The following is an 18,369-nucleotide window of genomic DNA, read 5'->3' as shown; positions in this document are numbered from 1 at the left end:
GCCAGGGGAGACCCGCCGGTCAGCCGAGGCCGGCCGCGCTGTCGTAGCGGCGGCGCAGGCTGGTCGACTCCGATGCGGAGAGTGACTCTTTGAGGGCCAGGTCCGCGTACTTCGGGGGGAACATCTGCCGCAGCCGGTCGACGTACCGGACGCCGTCGGTGGCCTCGACCACCTGGATGCCGGGCGGGTCGGTGGACATGTCGAGGATCAGCGGGCCGGCCAGCTTGGTCGCCCCGTCCCACGGTTGGCCGGGCTCGGCCACCCCGCAGAGGTGGAAGCCGTAGACCGTGCGCACCTCGGCCACGGCGGTGGCCTCGGCCGGCTCGTACCCGTAGACGCGGACGCCGCAGATCACCGCCGCCTTTCCGGTGGTCGTCCGCTGCGGACCAGGTGCGGCGTGGTTGTGCTGTTCCGGGTCGGAGTCTTCGAGCGTGCTGCGCATCGCGGTCATGATCTGCGCGGGGAGATCGGGCGGCTCGGCGCTGGATCTCGTCAGGGCCACCGCGCCGGCCGACGTCGCCAGCAGGATCGCCGCCACCCACAGCAGGCGGTTCCGGTACCAGCCGGCCACGGCCACGTCCTCTCCGGGGTTGCGCGATTTGTCGCCATTCTCGGCAGGTGATGGGAGCGCTCCCAGAACAGCGTCGCACCGATGGCTCCAGATATCAATGCAGGTCGATAGTCGCGGCTACGTTTCCGCAGGCTGAGGCGTTGGCCAGCCTGAACGGTGCGCGGTGCGCCGGCCATGTAACGCACATCACACACGTTTCGGACATCGTCTTGTCATCGCATTGACGCATCTCTATCCTCCAGGAAAGCGCTTTCCTGTGGACAGCCCGCCACGCGACGCGCTCTCGACAACGAGGTGAAAGAGATGAGACGACCACCCGCTCTCCGATGGATCGCCGGCGGAGTCACCGCCGTTGCGGTTGCCGCCATCACCGTGGCGCTGCCGCTGTCCTATGCGTCGGCCGCTGACAACCTCAGCCTCAGCGGCGGCGCCGATGGCTCCAGCAAGGCCAGCGGCACCAGCTACGGCAACGTCAAGGACGGCAACACCAGCACCTACTGGTCGCCGACCAGCTCGACCGGCTACATCTCGGTCAAGTGGAGCAGTGCCACCACGGTCTCCCAGGCCATCATCCGGCAGGCCTCCGGCGGCGGCTCGATCACCGCCTGGCGCCTGCTCAACGCGGACAGCGGCGCTGTCCTGACCAGCGGCAGCGGCAGCCCCACCACCATCTCGTTCGCCTCGACGTCGCTGAAGAAGGTCACGCTCGACATCACCGCTGCGTCCAGTGCGCCGCGAATTTCCGAGTTCGAGACGTACGCCACCGGCGGCTCCACCACCACGAGCCCCACCACGTCCCCCACGACCAGCCCGACGACCAGCCCGACCAGCAACCCGGGCACGCCGACCGGTTCATGGCCGTCCTCGGCCGGGTCGGTCAGCATCTCCAGCACGGTCAGCGTCACGGGGACCTTCGACGGTGGCATGAAGACCTACTGCTGCATCGGTGACGGCTCGCAGAGCGAGTCCCAGGACCCGATGTTCGAGATCGCGAACGGCGGCACGCTGCAGAACGTCATCCTCGGCTCGCCCGCCGGTGACGGCGTGCACTGCCTGGGCACCTGCACGATCCGCAACGTCTGGTGGAACGACATCGGCGAGGACGCCGCGACCTTCCTGCAGACCAACGGTGGCACCAGCTACGTCATCGGTGGCGGCGCGAAGAACGGCAGCGACAAGACGTTCCAGCACAACGGCAACGGCACCGTCAACATCTCCGGCTTCTACCTCAACGGGGCCGGCAAGCTCTACCGCGCCTGCGGCAACTGCACCAACTCGTACACGCGCAACGTCGTGGTCGACAACGTGCTGCTGACCGGCGTCGACTACGTCGTCGGCATCAACACCAACTGGGGCGACACCGCCACCATCACCCGCGTCACCGTCAACTCCGGCGCGGTGGTCTGCGGCATGTACAAGGGTGTCGCCAAGGGCAGCGAACCGAGCTACCTCGGCGAAGGCTGGAACACCACCAACTGCAAGGTGAACAAGAGCGACATCACATACAAGTAGGACTTTTTGTAGGGGGCCGCTCGCCGTGCGGCGGGCGGCCCCTTCGTCGGTGGATCAGAAGGTCGTCTTCACCCCGGCCGCCTTGCAGGCCGCGTTGAGGTCCTTGCCGGCCTTCGCCGATTCGGCGGTGTCGGCGGCCGTCAACGGGTCCTTGGCGGCGGCGGCCTTGCGGGCCGCGTCGGCGTTGGCCTTGATCGCCGTGGCCACCTTGCCGTCGGCGCCCTCGCCTGCCTTGGTCAGGTTGTTCGCGAAGTCGGTGAGCAGCGCCTTGGCGTCGGCGGGCGCGATCTCGTTGCCGGACTGGGCCAGGACGAGGACCGCCTTCTTGAGCGACTCGGCCGCCTTGGTCGCATCCTCGCAGACCTCCTTGTCGGCCTTGGCCGCAACGGCCGCGGCTGAGGTGGCCGGGGCCGCGGGCGAGGTGGCCGCGGCGGGGGTGGCCGCAACGGCGGTGGCGGCGGGCGCCGTGGTGTCGGTGTCCTGGCCACATGCGGCCAAGGCGATCAGGGAGACGCCGAGCAGGACGGCGGAAGCGATACGGGTGGCAATCACGCGTCGAGACGCTAAGGCCCGCATTTCTCTAGATCAATTAGACGTTCGTCTAGACAGACCGACCGTCCGGCCATCGTTTCTCAGGCGGCCTGGTGGATCGCCTCGCCGGCGATCTCCAGGCGCACGGTCTTGCCGACCAGGAAGCCGCCGCTTTCCAGCAGCACGTTCCAGACCAGTCCGTACGCCTCCCGATCGAACTCGGCGGAAGCGCTGAACCCGAAGATGTCCCGCCCGTACGGGTCGCGCCGCGCTCCGCCGAACTCGACCTGCAGTTCGATCGGCCGGGTGACGTTCCGGATGGTCAAATTGCCGTACACGATGAACTTGCCGCTGGGCCGGGCCGCCGGGGGCAGCGCGATCTCGGGCCGGCCGCGCCGGGAGAGCGGGTTGCTGCGCAGTCGCGCCAGGAGGACGAAGGCCTCGTTGTTCTCCTGCCACCGCACCCCGGTGCTGCGGAACTCGAGCGTCGGATACCTCGCCACGTCCAGGAAGTCGGGACTGGACAGATGGGTGTCCCGCTCCGGGTTGTGGGTGGTGAGGCTGGCCGCCGAGATGGTGGCGGTCACCACCGAGCGGAGCGGGTCCTCGGCGATCGCGATGGTCGCGCTGCCCTCGGCGAACTCGCCGCGAACCGGGCTGACCATCATGTGCTGGGCGTGGAACCCGATGCGTTTGTGAGCCTGATCGAGGAGGTAGATCCCCGGGTCCGGAATGGTGAGTCCGTTCCACTCGCGGATCGGCCGGTCGACCATAGTTTTGCCTCACCCCTGCGCCCAAGATTCTTACGAATCTGAACTATCTTAGGCGGGTCTGGCACATTTGCACTGGTCAGTGGCGGTGCTCACAAACTCCCTTTGCTAGGGGATCAGCAGATGCTTGCCGCGAGCCTGCCCCGAACGGCTCACGGCCAGCGGCTCACGCCAGTTCTCCAGGGGGTAGGTCGCGGCGATCGGGATGGTGAAGCTGCCCTGCGCCGCCAGTTCGGCGTACTCGCCGAGGACGTCGTAGCGCATGGTCATGTCGGTGCTGCGTACGCCCAGGTTCGTCAGCGCGGCGAAGTCGGTCACGGTGACGACGTGGACGGGGTCGGTGACGGTGGTCAGCAGCTCCGGCATGACTCCGGGCGGTGCGCTGTCGAAGACCAGGTCGACCGGGCCGCCGGCCAGCGTTGTCACCCGCTCACCGAGGCCTTCGCCGTACGCGACGACCTCGGCCCCCGCTTCGCGCAACCGGTCGGCGTACGTCTTGCCGGCGCTGGTGATCACCCGGGCACCGAGCCGGACGGCGATCTGGGCCGCCGCGAAGCCGATCGTGGTGCCGGCCCCGCTGACCAGCACCGTCTTGCCGGACACGGCGCCGAGGGCGGCGAGCCCCCGGTAGGCGGTCTCGACCGCCATCGGCAGGGCCGCCGCCTCGACCGGGCCGAGCCCGGCGGGACGGGGAAACCACAGATTGAGGACGGCCTGGTCGGCCGCGCCCGCCGACGTCCCCCGGTAGACGGCCGGTCCGAAGACGGGGTCGCCGATCTCGACGCCGGTCACGCCGGAGCCGAGTGCGTCGACGGTGCCGGCCACCTCCAGCCCGATGCCGCGGGGGAGAGCGCCGGTGTGCAGCCCGCCGCAGATGGCCCAGTCGGCCGGGGTGAGCCCGCAGGCCTCGACGGCGATCCGGATCTGGCCGGTGCCGGGCTCCGGCGGCGCTGTCTCGTCCAGCCGCAGGACGTCGGCCGGGTCACCGTACGAGTGGAAGCGAAGTGCGCGCATGGTTGTCCCCTTCGAGTGACGACAGATCCTGTCGTCACTCACGCTACCCCGTGACGACAGGATCTGTCGTCACCTAGGATCGGGACATGGCACGGTGGGAGGGCAACGCGCGCGGGCGGCTGGAGCGAGCGGCCCTGGACCTCTTCCGGGAACAGGGTTACGACGGCACCACGGTCGCGCAGATCGCCCGGCGGGCAAATCTGACCGAGCGATCCTTCTACCGCTGGTTCACCGACAAGCGCGAGGTCCTCTTCGCCGACGACGAGTTGGAGGCCCGCTACCTGGCGGTGATCGAGGCCGCGCCGGCCGGGCTGGGCGCGCTGCCGACGCTGCTGGCCGCGTTCGCCACCACCCCGGAGGTGCTGCGCCCGCGCGAGTTCGTGATCGAGCGCGCCGCGGCGATCGCGGCCAGCCCGCCGTTGCAGGAGCGCGAGCTCATCAAGATGGTGACCCTCTCCCAGAAGCTCGTCGCCGCCCTGGTCCGCCGCGGCTACGACGATCAGACGGCCTACCTGGCCGCCGCCCTGGGCTCGACCATCCTCCGGCTGGCCGTCCACCGCTGGGCGCTGGGCGACGACGCCGACTTCGCCGACCTGCTCGCCGCGGCCCGGCAGGACCTGGTGGACGTGGCCGGGCCGGCGGCCGGATGACCGGTGCTCCGGTCCAGGACCGGAGCACCGTCACTCATCGGCGGGTCTTGGGCAGGTCGAACTGGTCGGCGGACTTGCAGTCCTTCTGGTTGCCGATCGCGGCCGGGCCCAACTTCTTCAGGGCCTCGCGCGCCTGTTGCCGGCCGAGGTTCCACGCGTACCAGGGGTCGGGTTTCTTGAGGTCTTCCGCGATCCAGCTGAGCGTGCAACGGCGTACCGGATCAGGCAACTTCGTCAGAGCGGGAGTCGCGTCGGCGGAGAGGGCCCGCAGATACCATGCGTCGATCTTGCCGGAGCCCTGGTAGCGTGCCGCGTTCCGGCTGGCCACGTAGCCCTCGGGGTCGAGGGCGGCGAGGCCGAGCAGCATCAGCACGGCCAGGCCGACGGTGGTCGCCGGGATCCACCGGCCCTGCCACTTGATGCCGGCCACCGCGATCAGCACGAAGATCACGCCGAGCAGCATCTCGGACGCCATCACGAAGATGCGCTCCCCGGTGAAGCTGTAAACCCGCTGGTACTCCCACATCCGGGACAGCGCGGACGCCACGATCACCACGCTCAAGGCACAGAGCAGACCGAGGAGTACGCGGAGCAGCACCCGCTCCTTCGGCTGATCCCGCTTCGCCCAGCGGGCCAGCGCCGCGATCAGCGCCAGCGACAGCAGCGTGACCGCCACCAGCTGCCAGAAGCCGCTCCGGGCGTACTGCGAGTAGCTGAGCCCGGCCGTCTTCAGCACGTGCCGGCTCCCGCCGAACAGGACGGTGAACTGCACCGCCACGAAACCGCCGAAGAGCAGCACCAGGGCGGCACCGGCCGGTGCCCACTCGACCAGGCCGAACCGGCCCCGGCCCTCGGTGTCCATGCTGGACGTCGCCGGCGGCGCGGTCAGCGTGTAGATCCCGGAGACGGCGAGCAGCGCGCCGCACACCGCCAGGAAGATCCACTTGAAGACCGAACCGACCGCGAAGTCGGGGATGACATCGTCCAGGAGCTTGGAGAACGCGACGTCGGCGGAGGACAGCAGAGCGCCGAAGACCAGCAGCACCACGACGGTGAGCGCGACCGAGAAGAAGACCCGCCCGGCGATGCCCGGGTTGCGGCTCCCCTTCAAGTGCCGGCGGACCCACGGAATGCCGGCGAAGGCCGCCCAGGGCGCCGCGAACAGGCTGAACAGGATCGACCGGACCTGCCGGCCGCCGACGATCGCCAGCGCGGTGCAGCCGATCGCGCCCAGCACGCTGAACGTGACCAGCCACCACGCGTTGCGGAACGCCGGGACGAGCATCAGGGCGAGCGCGGCCGCCGCCCAGCCGGACCGGACCAGTCGCTCCCGGCGCGGCAGATCGGCCGACCCGCGGACGGCGAACGCCACCCCCAGGGTCAGCGCCAGCCAGCCGAGGAACCAGCCGATCCCCACCCGGTCCAGCGGCAGGAAGATCAAGAAACCGAGGGCTCCGGCGAGTACGCCGGCCGGGACTGCCCAGCCCTGCGCATCCTTCGGCCCGGGCCAGTGCTTCTGACGGAACGTCTGCCACGGGCCCGGCGTCCGCTCGTAGGTGCCGAACGGGCGCGCCGGGTACGGAGGCGACGGAGGCATCTGCGGTTGTGGACGACGCTGATGCCCCGGCCCGGGCGAGGCCAGCGCCGGAACGGCGACCGGGGCCGGCGGCGGAGCGACCGGGGCCGGCTTGACCTCGACCGGCTTGGCTTCAGCCGGCTTGACTTCGGCCGGCTTGGTTGGGGGCTGCTCGGCTGGAGCGGCGGGCTTGGCGACGGCCGGGACGAGCGCCTCCGCCGGGACCATCGGCACGAACAGGGCGTACCCCCGCGTACCGGATGGGATCTGGACCGGGATCGCCCATGCTGTCTCACCCTCGGTCCCCGGCCAGACCATCGACGGGATCGCGTCGGTGGGCGGCATGACCAGCAGCTGGGGTGCCGGCACAGGGGCGACGGGGACGACTTTGTCCGCGTCCGCGGGATCAGGCTGCTCTGGTGGCAGGTCCGCCACGACACCCTCCTCGATTGGTCGGTGCGCACACCGTAAGCCGTACGCACGGTAATTTCTACGCCAGAACGGGTCCGTATCGCCGCGACGCCACATCGGTTTGGCACGGATGCGGGAGGTGGACACAACGGCAAGCTGCTGACCGTCACCGGCGGGTCGGCACCGACGGCGCCCAGGTCATCCAGTGGTCCGACCAGGACCTGCCGGAACAGCGGTGGTCCCTGGTCGCCGTATCCGGGTAGGACGCCCGTACGGGCCGTCGTTGTCGGTGCTCAGTCGGTCTTTGCCGGGACCAGGAGCAGGACGTGCCGGCCGACGTTGACGGCGTGATCGGCGTACCGCTCGTAGTAGCGGCCCAGCAGCGCGCCGTCGACGGCGGCCTCGACGCCCAGCGGCCACTCCGAGCTGAGCATCACCTCGAACAGCTGACGGTGCAGCAGATCCATCGCGTCGTCGTCGCCGTCGAGCTGACCGGCCAGGACCTCGTCCCGGTCGGACAGCGCGAGGACGATCTTCCCGGCCACCCGGTCGGCCGCGGCGCTCATCGCGCGGAACAGCTCGGTCAGTTCCGGTCCGACCGCGGTGGACGGGTACCGGCGCAGCACGGCCCGGGCGACGAGCACGGCCAGGTCGCCCATCCGCTCGAGGTCGGCGGCCGCCTGCAGCGCGGTCAGGGCCGACCGCAGGTCGTCGCCGCCGGGATGCCGCCCGATCAGGTGGAAGACCCGGTCGCCGACGACGCGACCGAGCACGTCGACCTCGGCGTCGCTGACCGCGACCTGCTGGGCCAGGGTGTAGTCGGCGGTGAGCAGAGCGGCGCTGGCCTGCCGCATCGCTTCGCGCACCGCCTTGGCCATGGTGATCAGGCAGCTGGTGATCGGGGTGAGCTCATCGTGGAACTTCTCCCGCACAGCCCGCTCCCGCCCTCACCGAACACCGAACGCCCGATGCTACGTGCGGATCGTGACGGCCCGCTTAACAGCTTTCACACGTCGAGCCGTAGATCGGGGTGCCGGCCGGCCACCGAGCGCATCCGCCAGCGGTGCGGGAACAGCGCGAGCAGGGCGTCGTCGCGTACCCGGGTCATCACCTCGACGTTCGACTCGGTGCGCAGAATCTCCTGGCCGGCCGCGTCGGTGCGGGCCGCGATCTCGTACGGCAGGTGGTCGAGTTGCACGATCACGCCGAACTCGGCCTCCAGCCGGTAGGTGGCGACCTCGAACTGCATCGGGCCGACCGCGGCCAGCACCGGTGACTGGTCGCCGCGCTGCTCGGAGCGCAGGACCTGGACCACGCCCTCGGCGTCCAGCTGGTCGATGCCGCGGCGGAAACGCTTGAAGGCGCCGGTGTCGGAGGTGCGTACGACGGCAAAGTGCTCCGGCGGGAAGGACGGCAGCGGCGGGTACTCCACCGGGGTCCCGGTGTACAGGGTGTCGCCGATGCCGAGCGCGGTCGCGTTCACCAGACCCACCACGTCGCCGGGGTAGGCCTGGTCGATCGTGTCGCGGCCCTGCCCGAAGATCTGCTGGGCGTACTTGGTGGTGAACGGCCGGCCGGTGCCGGCGTGGGTGACCACCATGCCGCGGTCGAAACGGCCGGAACAGATCCGCATGAACGCCACCTGGTCGCGGTGCGCCTTGTTCATGTTCGCCTGGATCTTGAAGACGAAGCCGGAGAACGGGGCGTCGATCGGCTGGTCCGGGCCGGCGGCGGTGGGCCGGGCGGACGGCGGCGGCGCCAGCTCCACCAAGATATTCAACAGCTGGCGTACGCCGAGGTTGGCGACCGCCGCGCCGAAGAGCACCGGGGTGCTGGTCGCCGCCAGGAAGGCGGCCTGATCGTGGTCGGCCTCGGTCATCGCGAGCAGTTCCAGCTCCTCGGCGGCGGTGTCCCACTCCGCGCCGAAGCGTTCGGCCGCCTCGGCCGTACCCATCTCCTCCTCGATGGCCAGGCCGGCGCCGCCGGGGGAGCGCTGCATCCGGGTGAACACGCCGGTGCGGCGGTCGATCACGCCGTGGAAGTTCCCGGCGATCCCCACCGGCCAGGTCAGCGGGGTCGGCCGGAGCCCGATCCGCTGTTCGATCTCGTCCATCAGGGCGAGGGCGTCCTGGCCGGGCCGGTCCCACTTGTTGATGAACGTGAGCACCGGGATGCTGCGCTGCCGGCACACCTCGAACAGCTTCATGGTCTGCGGTTCCAGGCCCTTGGCCGCGTCCAGCAGCATGACCGCGCAGTCGACCGCGGTCAGCACCCGGTAGGTGTCCTCGGAGAAGTCCGCGTGCCCGGGCGTGTCGAGCAGGTTGATCACGGTGTCGCGGTAGGCGAACTGCAGCGCCGCCGAGGTGATCGAGATGCCGCGCTGCTGCTCCATCGCCATCCAGTCGGACACCACGCCACGGCGGTCACCCTTGCCGTGCACCGCGCCGGCCTGTCCGATCACCCGGGCGTGCAACGCCAGCGCCTCGGTGATCGTCGACTTGCCGGCGTCCGGGTGCGAGATCACCGCGAACGTACGCCGTCGGCTCGCTTGACCGGCAACCCCCGCCGGCGACGCCAGCACGTTCTGACTCACGATCCGCTCCTTACCCATGGATGACCTGCAGAACGTTAGCCGCTGCCGGGCGAGCTCAGGTCAGGACCCGGGGCGGGGGCGCGCCGGCCGGTCACGGCTATGGACATCTGTCGCTGAACAATTGTTATCGGCGAGCTTTTAGAAATTGTCACTGAAAAACTGTTATGAGCTGATGGACGGCGTACCGGAAATCTTTGGTTGATGGTTTGGGAGCGCTCCCGTAACATCGCCGGCACGGCCATAAATGGCTGTGGCAATGACGTTCTTGAATGCTATTGGCTGATGTCCCCGATCGGCCGGTCATCCCCAGAAAGGTCCCCCGACATCATGAGACGCAGTTCCGTCATCGGTGTCCTCGCCGCGGCCGGCGCCGTCCTCGCCACCGGCGTGCTCTTCTCCGCCACCGCCGACGCGGCCACCACGCTGGGCGCGTCGGCCGCCCAGACCGGCCGCTACTTCGGCGCGGCGATCGCCGCCGGCAAACTCGGCGACGGCGCCTACACCGGCATCCTGAACCGCGAATTCAACTCGGTCACCCCGGAGAACGAGATGAAGTGGGACGCCACCGAGCCGTCCCGGGGCTCGTTCAATTACACCAACGGCGACCGCATCCTCAACCAGGGCGTGTCGATGGGCGCCAAGGTGCGCGGGCACGCGCTGCTCTGGCACGCCCAGCAGCCCTCGTGGGCGCAGTCACTGTCCGGCAGCACGCTGCGCAGCGCCGCGATCAACCACGTCACCCAGGTCGCCACCCACTACCAGGGCAAGATCTACGCCTGGGACGTGGTGAACGAGGCGTTCGCCGATGGCAGCGGCGGCGGGCGCCGCGACTCCAACCTGCAGCGCACCGGCAACGACTGGATCGAGGCCGCCTTCCGGGCCGCCCGCGCGGCCGACCCGAACGCGAAGCTCTGTTACAACGACTACAACACCGACGGCGTCAACGCGAAGTCGACCGGTGTGCTCACCATGGTCAAGGACTTCAAGGCGCGCGGCGTGCCGATCGACTGCGTCGGCTTCCAGTCGCACCTGGGCACCACGGTTCCCGGCGACTACCAGGCCAACCTGCAGCGGTTCGCGGACGCCGGCGTCGACGTGCAGATCACCGAGCTCGACGTCGCGCAGGGCGGCAACCAGGCCAACATCTACGCCACCGTCACCAAGGCGTGCCTGGCCGTGTCGCGCTGCACCGGCATCACGGTGTGGGGGATCCGGGACAGCGACTCCTGGCGGACCGGCGAGAACCCGCTGCTGTTCGACTCCGCCGGCAACAAGAAGGCCGCGTACACGTCGGTGCTGAACGCCCTCAACGCCGGCGGCCCGACGAATCCGACGTCGAGCCCGACGTCCGGCCCGACGTCCGGCCCGACGTCCGGCCCGACGTCCGGCCCGACGTCGCCGTCGACCGGCGGGGGTTGCACCGCGAGCACGTCGCTGAACTCCTGGAACGGCGGGTTCGTCGCCACCGTCCGGGTCGCGGCCGGCGCAACCGCGGTCAACGGCTGGACGGTGTCCCTGGCCCTGCCCACCGGCAGCGCGGTGACCAGCGCGTGGAGCGCCACCAACAGCGGCACCACCGGCACGGTCAGCTTCCGCAACGTCTCGTACAACGGCTCGATCGCGGCCGGCGGCTACACCGAGTTCGGCTTCCAGGGCACCGGCACCGGCCCCACCGCCACACCCACCTGCGCGGCCGGCTGACCAGCATGACCCGGAGGATCTCTGATGAAAACAAGACCGGATGCCGCGCTGCTCGCGGCGGGAGTCGTGCTCACGGCGGCCGTCGTGGCGGTGGCGCTGCCCGCTCAGGCGGCGGCCGCCGGATGCTCGGTGACCTATGCCGTGTCGTCGCAGTGGCAGGGCGGCTTCGGCGCCGACGTGACCGTCACCAACCTCGGTGACCCGATCAACGGATGGACGCTGACCTGGTCGTTCGCCGCGGGGCAGACCGTCACCCAGTGGTGGAACGGGTCGGTCCGGCAGACCGGCGCGCAGGTCTCGGTGACCAGCGCGTCGTTCAACGGCAACCTGGCCACCGGCGGCAGCGCCGGCTTCGGCTTCAACGGTGCCTGGACGTCGGCCAACCCGGCGCCGGCGAGCTTCGCGCTCAACGGTGTCGCCTGCACCGGTGCGACGGCCCCGACCACGGCCCCGACCACGGCCCCGACTCCGACCGCTGACGGACCGAGCACCTTCACCAATCCGGTCGTCTGGCAGGACTTCGCCGACGGTGACATCATCCGGGTCGGGGACGTCTACTACTACTCGGCGTCGACCATGCACTACTCGCCCGGCGCGCCGATCCTGCGCTCCTACGACCTGATCAACTGGGAGTACGCCGGGCACTCGGTGCCGCGGCTGGACTTCGACTCGTCCGCCTATGATCTGAGCGGTTCCCGGGCGTACGTCAAAGGAATTTGGGCTTCCGCCTTCAATTATCGGCCGAGCAACGGCACCTATTACTGGCTCGGCTGCACTGAATTCAACCGCACCTATGTGTATACGTCGGCCTCGATCGGCAGTGGCTGGGCCAAGAAGGCCAAGCTCAACACCTGCTATTACGACGCGGGGCTGCTCTTCGACAACGACGTGCCGTACGTCGCCTACGGCAACGGCACGATCAGCGTCGCGCAGCTGTCCGCCGACCTGACCGCGCAGGTGCGGGCGCAGGCCGTGTACACGACGCCGTCGTCGATCGGGACGCTCGAAGGCTCCCGCATGTACAAGCGCGGCGGCTACTACTACATCTGGCTCACCCGGCCGGCCAACGGTCAGTACGTGCTGCGGTCGACCAGCCCGTGGGGTCCGTACGAGCAACGCCAGGTGCTGCTCGACCTGCCCGGCCCGATCTCCGGGGGTGGCGTGCCGCACCAGGGCGGCCTGGTGCAGACACAGAACGGCGATTGGTGGTACATGGCCTTCACCGACGCCTTCCCCGGCGGCCGGATGCCGACCCTGGCCCCGATCACCTGGAGCGGCGACGGCTGGCCGGTCCTGCAGACCGTCAACGGCCGATGGGGGAGCAGCTATCCCCGGCCCAACCTGCCCTGGCACCCGGTCGCCGCGATGACCGGCACCGACACCTTCACCGGCGGCACCCTGGGCCCGCAGTACGAGTGGAACCACAACCCGGACACCAGCAAATTCAGTGTCGGCAACGGGCTGCGGCTGGCCACCGCGACCGTCACCGGCGACCTGTACAACGCCCGCAACACCCTGACCCGGCGCATCCAGGGGCCGTCGTCGACCGCGACCGTGCAGCTCGACTACTCCGGTATGACCAATGGTGACCGGGCCGGGCTGGCGATGCTGCGGGATTCGTCGGCGTGGATCGGGATCCGCAAGGACAACGGCGCCACCCGGGTCTCGATGACCAGTGGTCTGACCATGTCGACCAGTGGTTGGACCACCACCGGCACCGGCGCCGAGGCCGCCGGGGCCACCGTCTCCGGCGGAAAGATCTGGCTTCGGGCCACGGCGAACATCCAACCCGGTTCCGGCCGTACGGCCACCTTCTCCTACAGCATCGACGGCACGACCTATACGACGCTCGGACCGGCCTTCCCCCTGAACAGCGACTGGCGGTTCTTCATGGGTTACCGCTTCGGCATCTTCAACTACGCCACCGCGGCCCTCGGCGGCGCGGTGACCGTCAACCAGTTCGGAGTGACCTCGCCATGACCATTTCCGCTAGAAACGCCGCCGCCGCCGTCTCGGCCGGTGTGCTGCTGACCGCGGCCGGGGTCGCGGCGGCACTGCCGGCCGGCGCCGCGGCCGCGGGCTGCTCGGTGGCCTACGCCGTGTCGTCGCAGTGGCAGGGTGGCTTCGGTGCCGACGTCGCCATCACCAACCTCGGTGATCCGCTGTCCAGCTGGACATTGACGTGGTCGTTCGGCGCGGGGCAGACGGTGACCCAGGCCTGGAATACGACGCTGACCCAGAGCGGGTCGGCGGTGACCGCGAAGAACGTCAGCTACAACGGTGCGGTCGCGACCGGCGGTTCGGTGTCGTTCGGCTTCAACGGGTCGTGGACGGGCAGCAACCCGGTGCCGACGAGTTTCGCCGTCAATGGTGTGGCCTGTACCGGTAGCACCGCGCCGACTACCGCCCCGACCACTGGTCCGACCACTGGTCCGGCCACACCGGACATCACGGTCGACACCGCTACCAGATACCAGACGATCGACGGGTTCGGCTCGGCCGTCTCCATCTGGGGCAGCGCCTGGTCGACCGCCGAAACGCAGACCCTCGTCGGCTCGGGGACCGGCCAGCTCGGGCTGTCGATCGTGCGGACCGGCATCTCACCGGTCTCCAGCGAATGGGCAACCCAGGTCAGCGCACTCAAGACGGCCAAGGCGTCGGGGTCGAACGTGAAGATCCTCGCCTCGCCGTGGACGGCGCCGGCCGCGTGGAAGACCAACAACAGCCGGATCAACGGCGGCAAGCTCAAGACCGATTACTACGACGACTACGCCGACCACCTCAACAGCTACGTCACCTACATGAAGAACCAGGGCGTGACCATCGACGTCGTCTCGATCCAGAACGAGCCGGACTGGCATCCCGCCTACGACTCGATGGACTGGAGCGGCGACGAACTCCGCAACTTCGTCCGTGACCAGGGCGCGAAGATCCAGAACACCAAGCTGATGGTCGCCGAGGCGGTGAACCTGAACTACGGCTACACCGACCCGACACTGAACGACACCACCGCGCGCAACAACATCGGCTACATCGGCGGGCACCTCTACGGAACCGAGGACGCCGGCCGGCTCAAGGCGTACCCCCTGGCCGACCAGAACAAGAAGCCGGTGTGGATGACGGAGTGGAACTTCCACGAGGCCGCCGGTGACACCTCCACCGCCTGGGGCGATGCCGGGAACCTGGCCGTCTGGGACGAGACCCTCGACACCGTCATGCGCACGGTGAACCGGTCGATGGAAGCCGGCTGGAGCGCCTACATCTGGTGGTACGGCAAGCGTTTCTACTCCTTCATCGGTGACGGCAGCGCCGGTACTACCACCGGCGCCGTGCTCAAGCGTGGTTATGCCTTTGGTCAGTACGCCAAATACGTGCGCCCCGGCGACCAGCGGATCGCGCTGACCAAGAGCTCGAAGGCGTCGCCGCTCGAGGTGACCGCCTATCAGGGCGGCGGCAAGATCAAAATCGTCATCCTCAACCGGTCGAACAGTGCGGTCGACAACGCCGTGATCCAGGCCCCGCAGAACGTCACCACGGCCGAGGACTACCTCACCTCGCGCACCGCCAGCGCGGCCGGTCAGGCCACCACCGTCAACGGCGGACAGGTCACCGTCAGCATCCCCGCCCGCAGCATCTCCACGGTCATCCTCACCCCGTAACCGTCCCCCAGGAGAAATCTCATGACCAGATCCAGAGCACGCAAGATCGGCGCGGTGTCGGCCGGTGCCGCATTGCTGGCGTCGGCGGCGGTCGCCGTGGCGTTGCCGGCCGACGCCGCAGCCGCGGGCTGTTCGGTGAACTACGCGGTGTCGTCGCAGTGGCAGGGCGGCTTCGGCGCGGCCGTGTCGATCACGAACCTGGGTGATCCGCTGACCAGCTGGACGCTGACCTGGTCGTTCGGTGCCGGGCAGACGGTGACCCAGGCCTGGAACACGACTCTCACCCAGAGCGGGTCGGCGGTGACCGCGAAGAACGTCAGCTACAACGGTGCGGTCGCGACCGGTGGCTCGGTGTCGTTCGGCTTCAACGGGTCGTGGACGGGCAGCAACCCGGTGCCGACGAGCTTCGCGGTGAACGGCGTGACCTGCACCGGCAGCACCGCGCCGACGACAACACCGACCACTGCGCCGACCACCACACCGACGACCGCGCCGACCACCTCGCCGCCTTCGACCTGCACCCTTCCGTCGACCTACCGCTGGTCGTCGACGGGGGCGCTGGCCACGCCGAAGAACGGATGGGTCGCCCTCAAGGACTTCACCAACGTCGTCTACAACGGCAAACACCTGGTGTACGGGTCGACCGTCGCCGGCGGCTCGTACGGCTCGATGAACTTCGGCCTGTTCACCAACTGGTCCGACATGGCGTCGGCCGCCCAGAACGGCATGTCGTCGGGCACCGTGGCGCCCACACTGTTCTACTTCGCCCCGAAGAACATCTGGGTGCTCGCCTACCAGTGGGGGCCGACCGCATTCAGCTACAAGACGTCCAGCGATCCCACCAACGCCAACGGCTGGTCGGCGGTGCAGACCCTGTTCACCGGCAGCATCACCGGCTCCAGCACCGGCGTGATCGACCAGACCCTGATCGGCGACGGCACCAACATGTACCTGTTCTTCGCCGGCGACAACGGCAAGATCTACCGGGCGAGCATGCCGATCGGCAACTTCCCGGGCAGCTTCGGCTCGTCGTACACGACGATCATGAGCGACTCGACGAACAACCTGTTCGAAGCGGTCGAGGTCTACAAGATCCAGGGCCAGAGTCAGTACCTGATGATCGTCGAGGCGATCGGCGCGAACGGCCGCTACTTCCGCTCGTTCACGGCCACCAGCCTGGACGGCACGTGGACCCCGCAGGCGGCCACCGAGAGCAACCCGTTCGCGGGCAAGGCCAACAGCGGCGCCACCTGGACCAACGACATCAGCCACGGCGACCTGGTCCGCACCAACCCGGACCAGACCAAGACCGTCGACCCGTGCAACCTGCAGCTGCTCTACCAGGGCAAGGACCCCAGCGCCGGCGGCGACTACAACAGCCTGCCGTGGCGCCCGGCTCTGCTCACCCTGCAGCGCTGACCCCGTGCTGAGGTGGTAGCCGGCGCTCCGCCGCCGAGGCGACCCGTTCGGGGCGCGCTCGGCGGCGGAGCGCCATGACCGATCGATCCGGCTCAGCCGGCGTGCCGGGTCGGGTGCCGTGGCTCAGACCCGGAATCGGCCGACCATGGCTTGCAGCTCGCCGGACATCCGGGCGAGTTCCTCGGCAGCGCGCTGAGTTTCGCCCACACTCTCGGTCGTCAACCGGGTGGTGGTCGCCAGCGCATCGACGCCGGTGGCGACCTCACTGACCCCGGACGCAGCCTCGGCCACCCCGCGGTTCATCTCGCCGGTCGTGGCGGTCTGCTCCTCGACGGCGGCCGCGATCGTGGTCTGATAGTCGCTGATCTTGGCGATCACCTCGCTGATCTCACCGATCGCGGTGATCGCCGTGCCGGTGTCGGCCTGGATCGCCGACACCCGGGTACTGATGTCCTCGGTGGCCCGGGCCGTCTCCTGGGCGAGGTCCTTGACCTCGGAGGCGACCACGGCGAAGCCCTTGCCCAGCTCGCCGGCCCGGGCCGCCTCGATGGTCGCGTTCAGCGCGAGCAGGTTGGTCTGCTCGGCGATCGCGGTGATCAGTTTGATGACATTGCCGATCTCCGAAGACGACTCGCCGAGCTTGGAGACGGTCTGGTTGGTCGTCTCGGCCATGGTCACGGCCTGCCCAGCCACCTCGGCGGCCTGGTTGGCGTTCTGGGCGATCTCCCGGATCGAGGCGCCCATCTGCTCGGAGCCGGCCGACACGGTGTCGATGTTGCGGCGGATCTCCTCGGCCGCGCCGGCCACGGTGGCCGCCTGGGCGCTGGCCTCTTCGGCGTTCCCGGCGATCTGGGAACTGGAGGTCGAGAGCTCCTCCGCGGCCGCGGCCAGGGATTGCGAGGCTGTGCCGAGCGCCTGGACGGTGCCGCGCATCCCGCTGGTGGCGCGGTTCAGCGATCCGGCCATGTTGCCGACCTCGTCGCGGGACCGCACCATGACCGTCCCGGTGAGGTCGCCGTCGGCGACGCGCGCGAGCGTTGCGTTGACCTCGCCGAGGGGGCGGGTGATCCGCCGGACGGTGATCGCGCCGAGCAGGGCGGAGGCCAGCACCCCCACCATCAGGCTCACCAGCATCAAGAGGCGGCTGGTGTGGTACGAGCTGGTGGTGTCGTCGGCGGCCTGGGCGGCGCTGGACTGTTCGAACGCGGCCAGCGCGTCGAACGCGTTGTTGACCTGTTCGACCAGCGGGGCAGCGCTGGTGGCGTAGGCCTTGGCGAACGTGGCGTTGTCACTCTTGGCCGCCGCCGGGATCAGCAGCTCGTCGCGAACCTTGTTGAACGCGGTCAGTCCGGCGGTCAGCGCGGCGATCGGGGCTTCCTGCGCCTGATCCAGGCCCAGATCCGCGTAGCCCTGCACTCCGGTCGCGACCATGTCGGCGGCCGCGAGGGACTCCTTGCGGGCCTGCTCGGTGCCGGCTGTGGAGGTGGCGATGCTCATCATGCTCAGCCCGAAGATCTCGTCGTCGAACGAACCCTGCGCATTGGCCAACGCCGCAGACGGTTGCAGGTTTTCCTGGTAGATGGCCACGGCGTTGCCGTTGGCGACGCTCATCCCGGTCAGTCCCAGGACGGCGACCACGATCCCGGCGAACACCGCCACCGCCACCGCCGTAGTGATCTTGACCCCTACGCGCAGGTTACCGAACCAGCCGGCCTTCGCCGTCTTCTCGACCACCAACGGGGGCAACGCGGCTGACCATGAATCCGCCACCCGGCACTTCCTTCCCGACGCGTCACAGCCGATCCCACCTCCTTCACTATGGGAGAAGCGACGGGGTTTGGACTCCCAAACGTGCGCTTTGCTCGGCGATCGCCGGCTACGCGGTCCGTGCCACCACCGGAAACTACTGCTGCGGTGGTAGGTGGGGATACCACTGGTGTCAGACGTGGCGGCGCCGCGACG

The 18,369-nt window shown here is 69.1% G+C and carries 14 protein-coding genes; 6 read left to right on the top strand and 8 right to left on the bottom strand.

The features are described from left to right. Positions 1–19: 19 nt before the first annotated feature. Entirely contained in the window at positions 20–571 is a 552-nt protein-coding gene (locus Adu01nite_RS35100) for a hypothetical protein (RefSeq protein ID WP_239132927.1), read from the bottom strand. A gap of 303 nt (positions 572–874) precedes the next feature. On the opposite strand from Adu01nite_RS35100, the gene Adu01nite_RS35095 reads away from it, so the two are divergent. Further along, positions 875–2,083, top strand: a complete 1,209-nt coding sequence (locus Adu01nite_RS35095) for a pectate lyase (RefSeq protein WP_203733588.1) — start codon at positions 875–877, stop codon at positions 2,081–2,083. 54 nt (positions 2,084–2,137) lie between these two features. On the opposite strand, the gene Adu01nite_RS35090 is transcribed toward Adu01nite_RS35095, so the two are convergent. From Adu01nite_RS35090 to Adu01nite_RS35080, 3 genes are all read right to left on the bottom strand, one after another. Continuing rightward, positions 2,138–2,635 (bottom strand): hypothetical protein, encoded by a 498-nt coding sequence (locus Adu01nite_RS35090; RefSeq protein WP_203733587.1) that lies wholly within the window; start codon positions 2,633–2,635, stop codon positions 2,138–2,140. 80 nt (positions 2,636–2,715) lie between these two features. After that, positions 2,716–3,387, bottom strand: a complete 672-nt coding sequence (locus Adu01nite_RS35085; RefSeq protein WP_203733586.1) for a YceI family protein — start codon at positions 3,385–3,387, stop codon at positions 2,716–2,718. Between the two features lie 105 nt (positions 3,388–3,492). Next, entirely contained in the window at positions 3,493–4,398 is a 906-nt protein-coding gene (locus tag Adu01nite_RS35080) for an NADP-dependent oxidoreductase (RefSeq protein ID WP_203733585.1), read from the bottom strand. Positions 4,399–4,484: 86 nt separating this feature from the next. Between Adu01nite_RS35080 and Adu01nite_RS35075 the strand changes: the two genes are divergently transcribed. Beyond that, on the top strand, positions 4,485–5,048 hold the full coding sequence (locus tag Adu01nite_RS35075) for a TetR/AcrR family transcriptional regulator (protein WP_203733584.1): 564 nt from the start codon (positions 4,485–4,487) through the stop codon (positions 5,046–5,048). A gap of 34 nt (positions 5,049–5,082) precedes the next feature. Here Adu01nite_RS35075 and Adu01nite_RS35070 read toward each other — a convergent pair whose 3' ends face one another. The 3 genes from Adu01nite_RS35070 to Adu01nite_RS35060 all read right to left on the bottom strand — a co-directional run bounded on the left by Adu01nite_RS35070 (position 5,083) and on the right by Adu01nite_RS35060 (position 9,628). Continuing rightward, positions 5,083–6,993, bottom strand: a complete 1,911-nt coding sequence (locus tag Adu01nite_RS35070) for a DUF4153 domain-containing protein (RefSeq protein WP_239132926.1) — start codon at positions 6,991–6,993, stop codon at positions 5,083–5,085. Positions 6,994–7,328: 335 nt separating this feature from the next. Beyond that, positions 7,329–7,967 carry a phosphate signaling complex PhoU family protein gene (locus Adu01nite_RS35065; protein ID WP_203733583.1) on the bottom strand — a complete coding sequence of 213 codons (639 nt, stop codon included), beginning with the start codon at positions 7,965–7,967 and terminating at the stop codon, positions 7,329–7,331. Positions 7,968–8,041: 74 nt separating this feature from the next. Beyond that, positions 8,042–9,628 carry a peptide chain release factor 3 gene (locus tag Adu01nite_RS35060; RefSeq protein ID WP_203733582.1) on the bottom strand — a complete coding sequence of 529 codons (1,587 nt, stop codon included), beginning with the start codon at positions 9,626–9,628 and terminating at the stop codon, positions 8,042–8,044. 327 nt (positions 9,629–9,955) lie between these two features. Here Adu01nite_RS35060 and Adu01nite_RS35055 point away from each other — a divergent pair, with 327 nt between their 5' ends. The 4 genes from Adu01nite_RS35055 to Adu01nite_RS35040 are packed head-to-tail and all read left to right on the top strand — an operon-like array spanning position 9,956 to position 16,407. Next, the gene (locus Adu01nite_RS35055; RefSeq protein ID WP_203733581.1) at positions 9,956–11,329 is read left to right on the top strand and encodes an endo-1,4-beta-xylanase; all 1,374 of its coding nucleotides are present in this window, start codon (positions 9,956–9,958) and stop codon (positions 11,327–11,329) included. 24 nt (positions 11,330–11,353) lie between these two features. After that, complete coding sequence (locus Adu01nite_RS35050) at positions 11,354–13,309, top strand: family 43 glycosylhydrolase (protein ID WP_203733580.1); 1,956 nt, start codon at positions 11,354–11,356, stop codon at positions 13,307–13,309. Then, the gene (locus Adu01nite_RS35045) at positions 13,306–14,988 is read left to right on the top strand and encodes a cellulose binding domain-containing protein (RefSeq protein ID WP_203733579.1); all 1,683 of its coding nucleotides are present in this window, start codon (positions 13,306–13,308) and stop codon (positions 14,986–14,988) included. Before Adu01nite_RS35050 ends, Adu01nite_RS35045 begins: the two co-directional genes overlap by 4 nt. A 21-nt stretch (positions 14,989–15,009) precedes the next feature. Beyond that, positions 15,010–16,407, top strand: a complete 1,398-nt coding sequence (locus Adu01nite_RS35040) for a non-reducing end alpha-L-arabinofuranosidase family hydrolase (RefSeq protein ID WP_203733578.1) — start codon at positions 15,010–15,012, stop codon at positions 16,405–16,407. A gap of 123 nt (positions 16,408–16,530) precedes the next feature. Here the strand turns inward: Adu01nite_RS35040 and Adu01nite_RS35035 are convergent, their stop codons facing one another. Continuing rightward, entirely contained in the window at positions 16,531–18,153 is a 1,623-nt protein-coding gene (locus Adu01nite_RS35035; protein ID WP_203733577.1) for a methyl-accepting chemotaxis protein, read from the bottom strand. Positions 18,154–18,369: the final 216 nt, after the last annotated feature.

Origin of the sequence: Paractinoplanes durhamensis, from assembly GCF_016862175.1 — a bacterium.
In the GTDB taxonomy this organism is placed as follows: Bacteria; Actinomycetota; Actinomycetes; order Mycobacteriales; family Micromonosporaceae; genus Actinoplanes; species Actinoplanes durhamensis.
The sequence above is the reverse complement of the archived record's forward strand: the minus strand, read 5'-3'. Positions and strand labels throughout refer to the sequence as shown.

Coding starts and splice junctions, on each gene's coding strand:
- Adu01nite_RS35095 (WP_203733588.1), top strand. CDS start 875: ATGAGACGACCACCCGCTCTCCGATGGATCGCCGGCGGAGTCACCGCC.
- Adu01nite_RS35085 (WP_203733586.1), bottom strand. CDS start 3,387: ATGGTCGACCGGCCGATCCGCGAGTGGAACGGACTCACCATTCCGGAC.
- Adu01nite_RS35080 (WP_203733585.1), bottom strand. CDS start 4,398: ATGCGCGCACTTCGCTTCCACTCGTACGGTGACCCGGCCGACGTCCTG.
- Adu01nite_RS35075 (WP_203733584.1), top strand. CDS start 4,485: ATGGCACGGTGGGAGGGCAACGCGCGCGGGCGGCTGGAGCGAGCGGCC.
- Adu01nite_RS35055 (WP_203733581.1), top strand. CDS start 9,956: ATGAGACGCAGTTCCGTCATCGGTGTCCTCGCCGCGGCCGGCGCCGTC.
- Adu01nite_RS35050 (WP_203733580.1), top strand. CDS start 11,354: ATGAAAACAAGACCGGATGCCGCGCTGCTCGCGGCGGGAGTCGTGCTC.
- Adu01nite_RS35045 (WP_203733579.1), top strand. CDS start 13,306: ATGACCATTTCCGCTAGAAACGCCGCCGCCGCCGTCTCGGCCGGTGTG.
- Adu01nite_RS35040 (WP_203733578.1), top strand. CDS start 15,010: ATGACCAGATCCAGAGCACGCAAGATCGGCGCGGTGTCGGCCGGTGCC.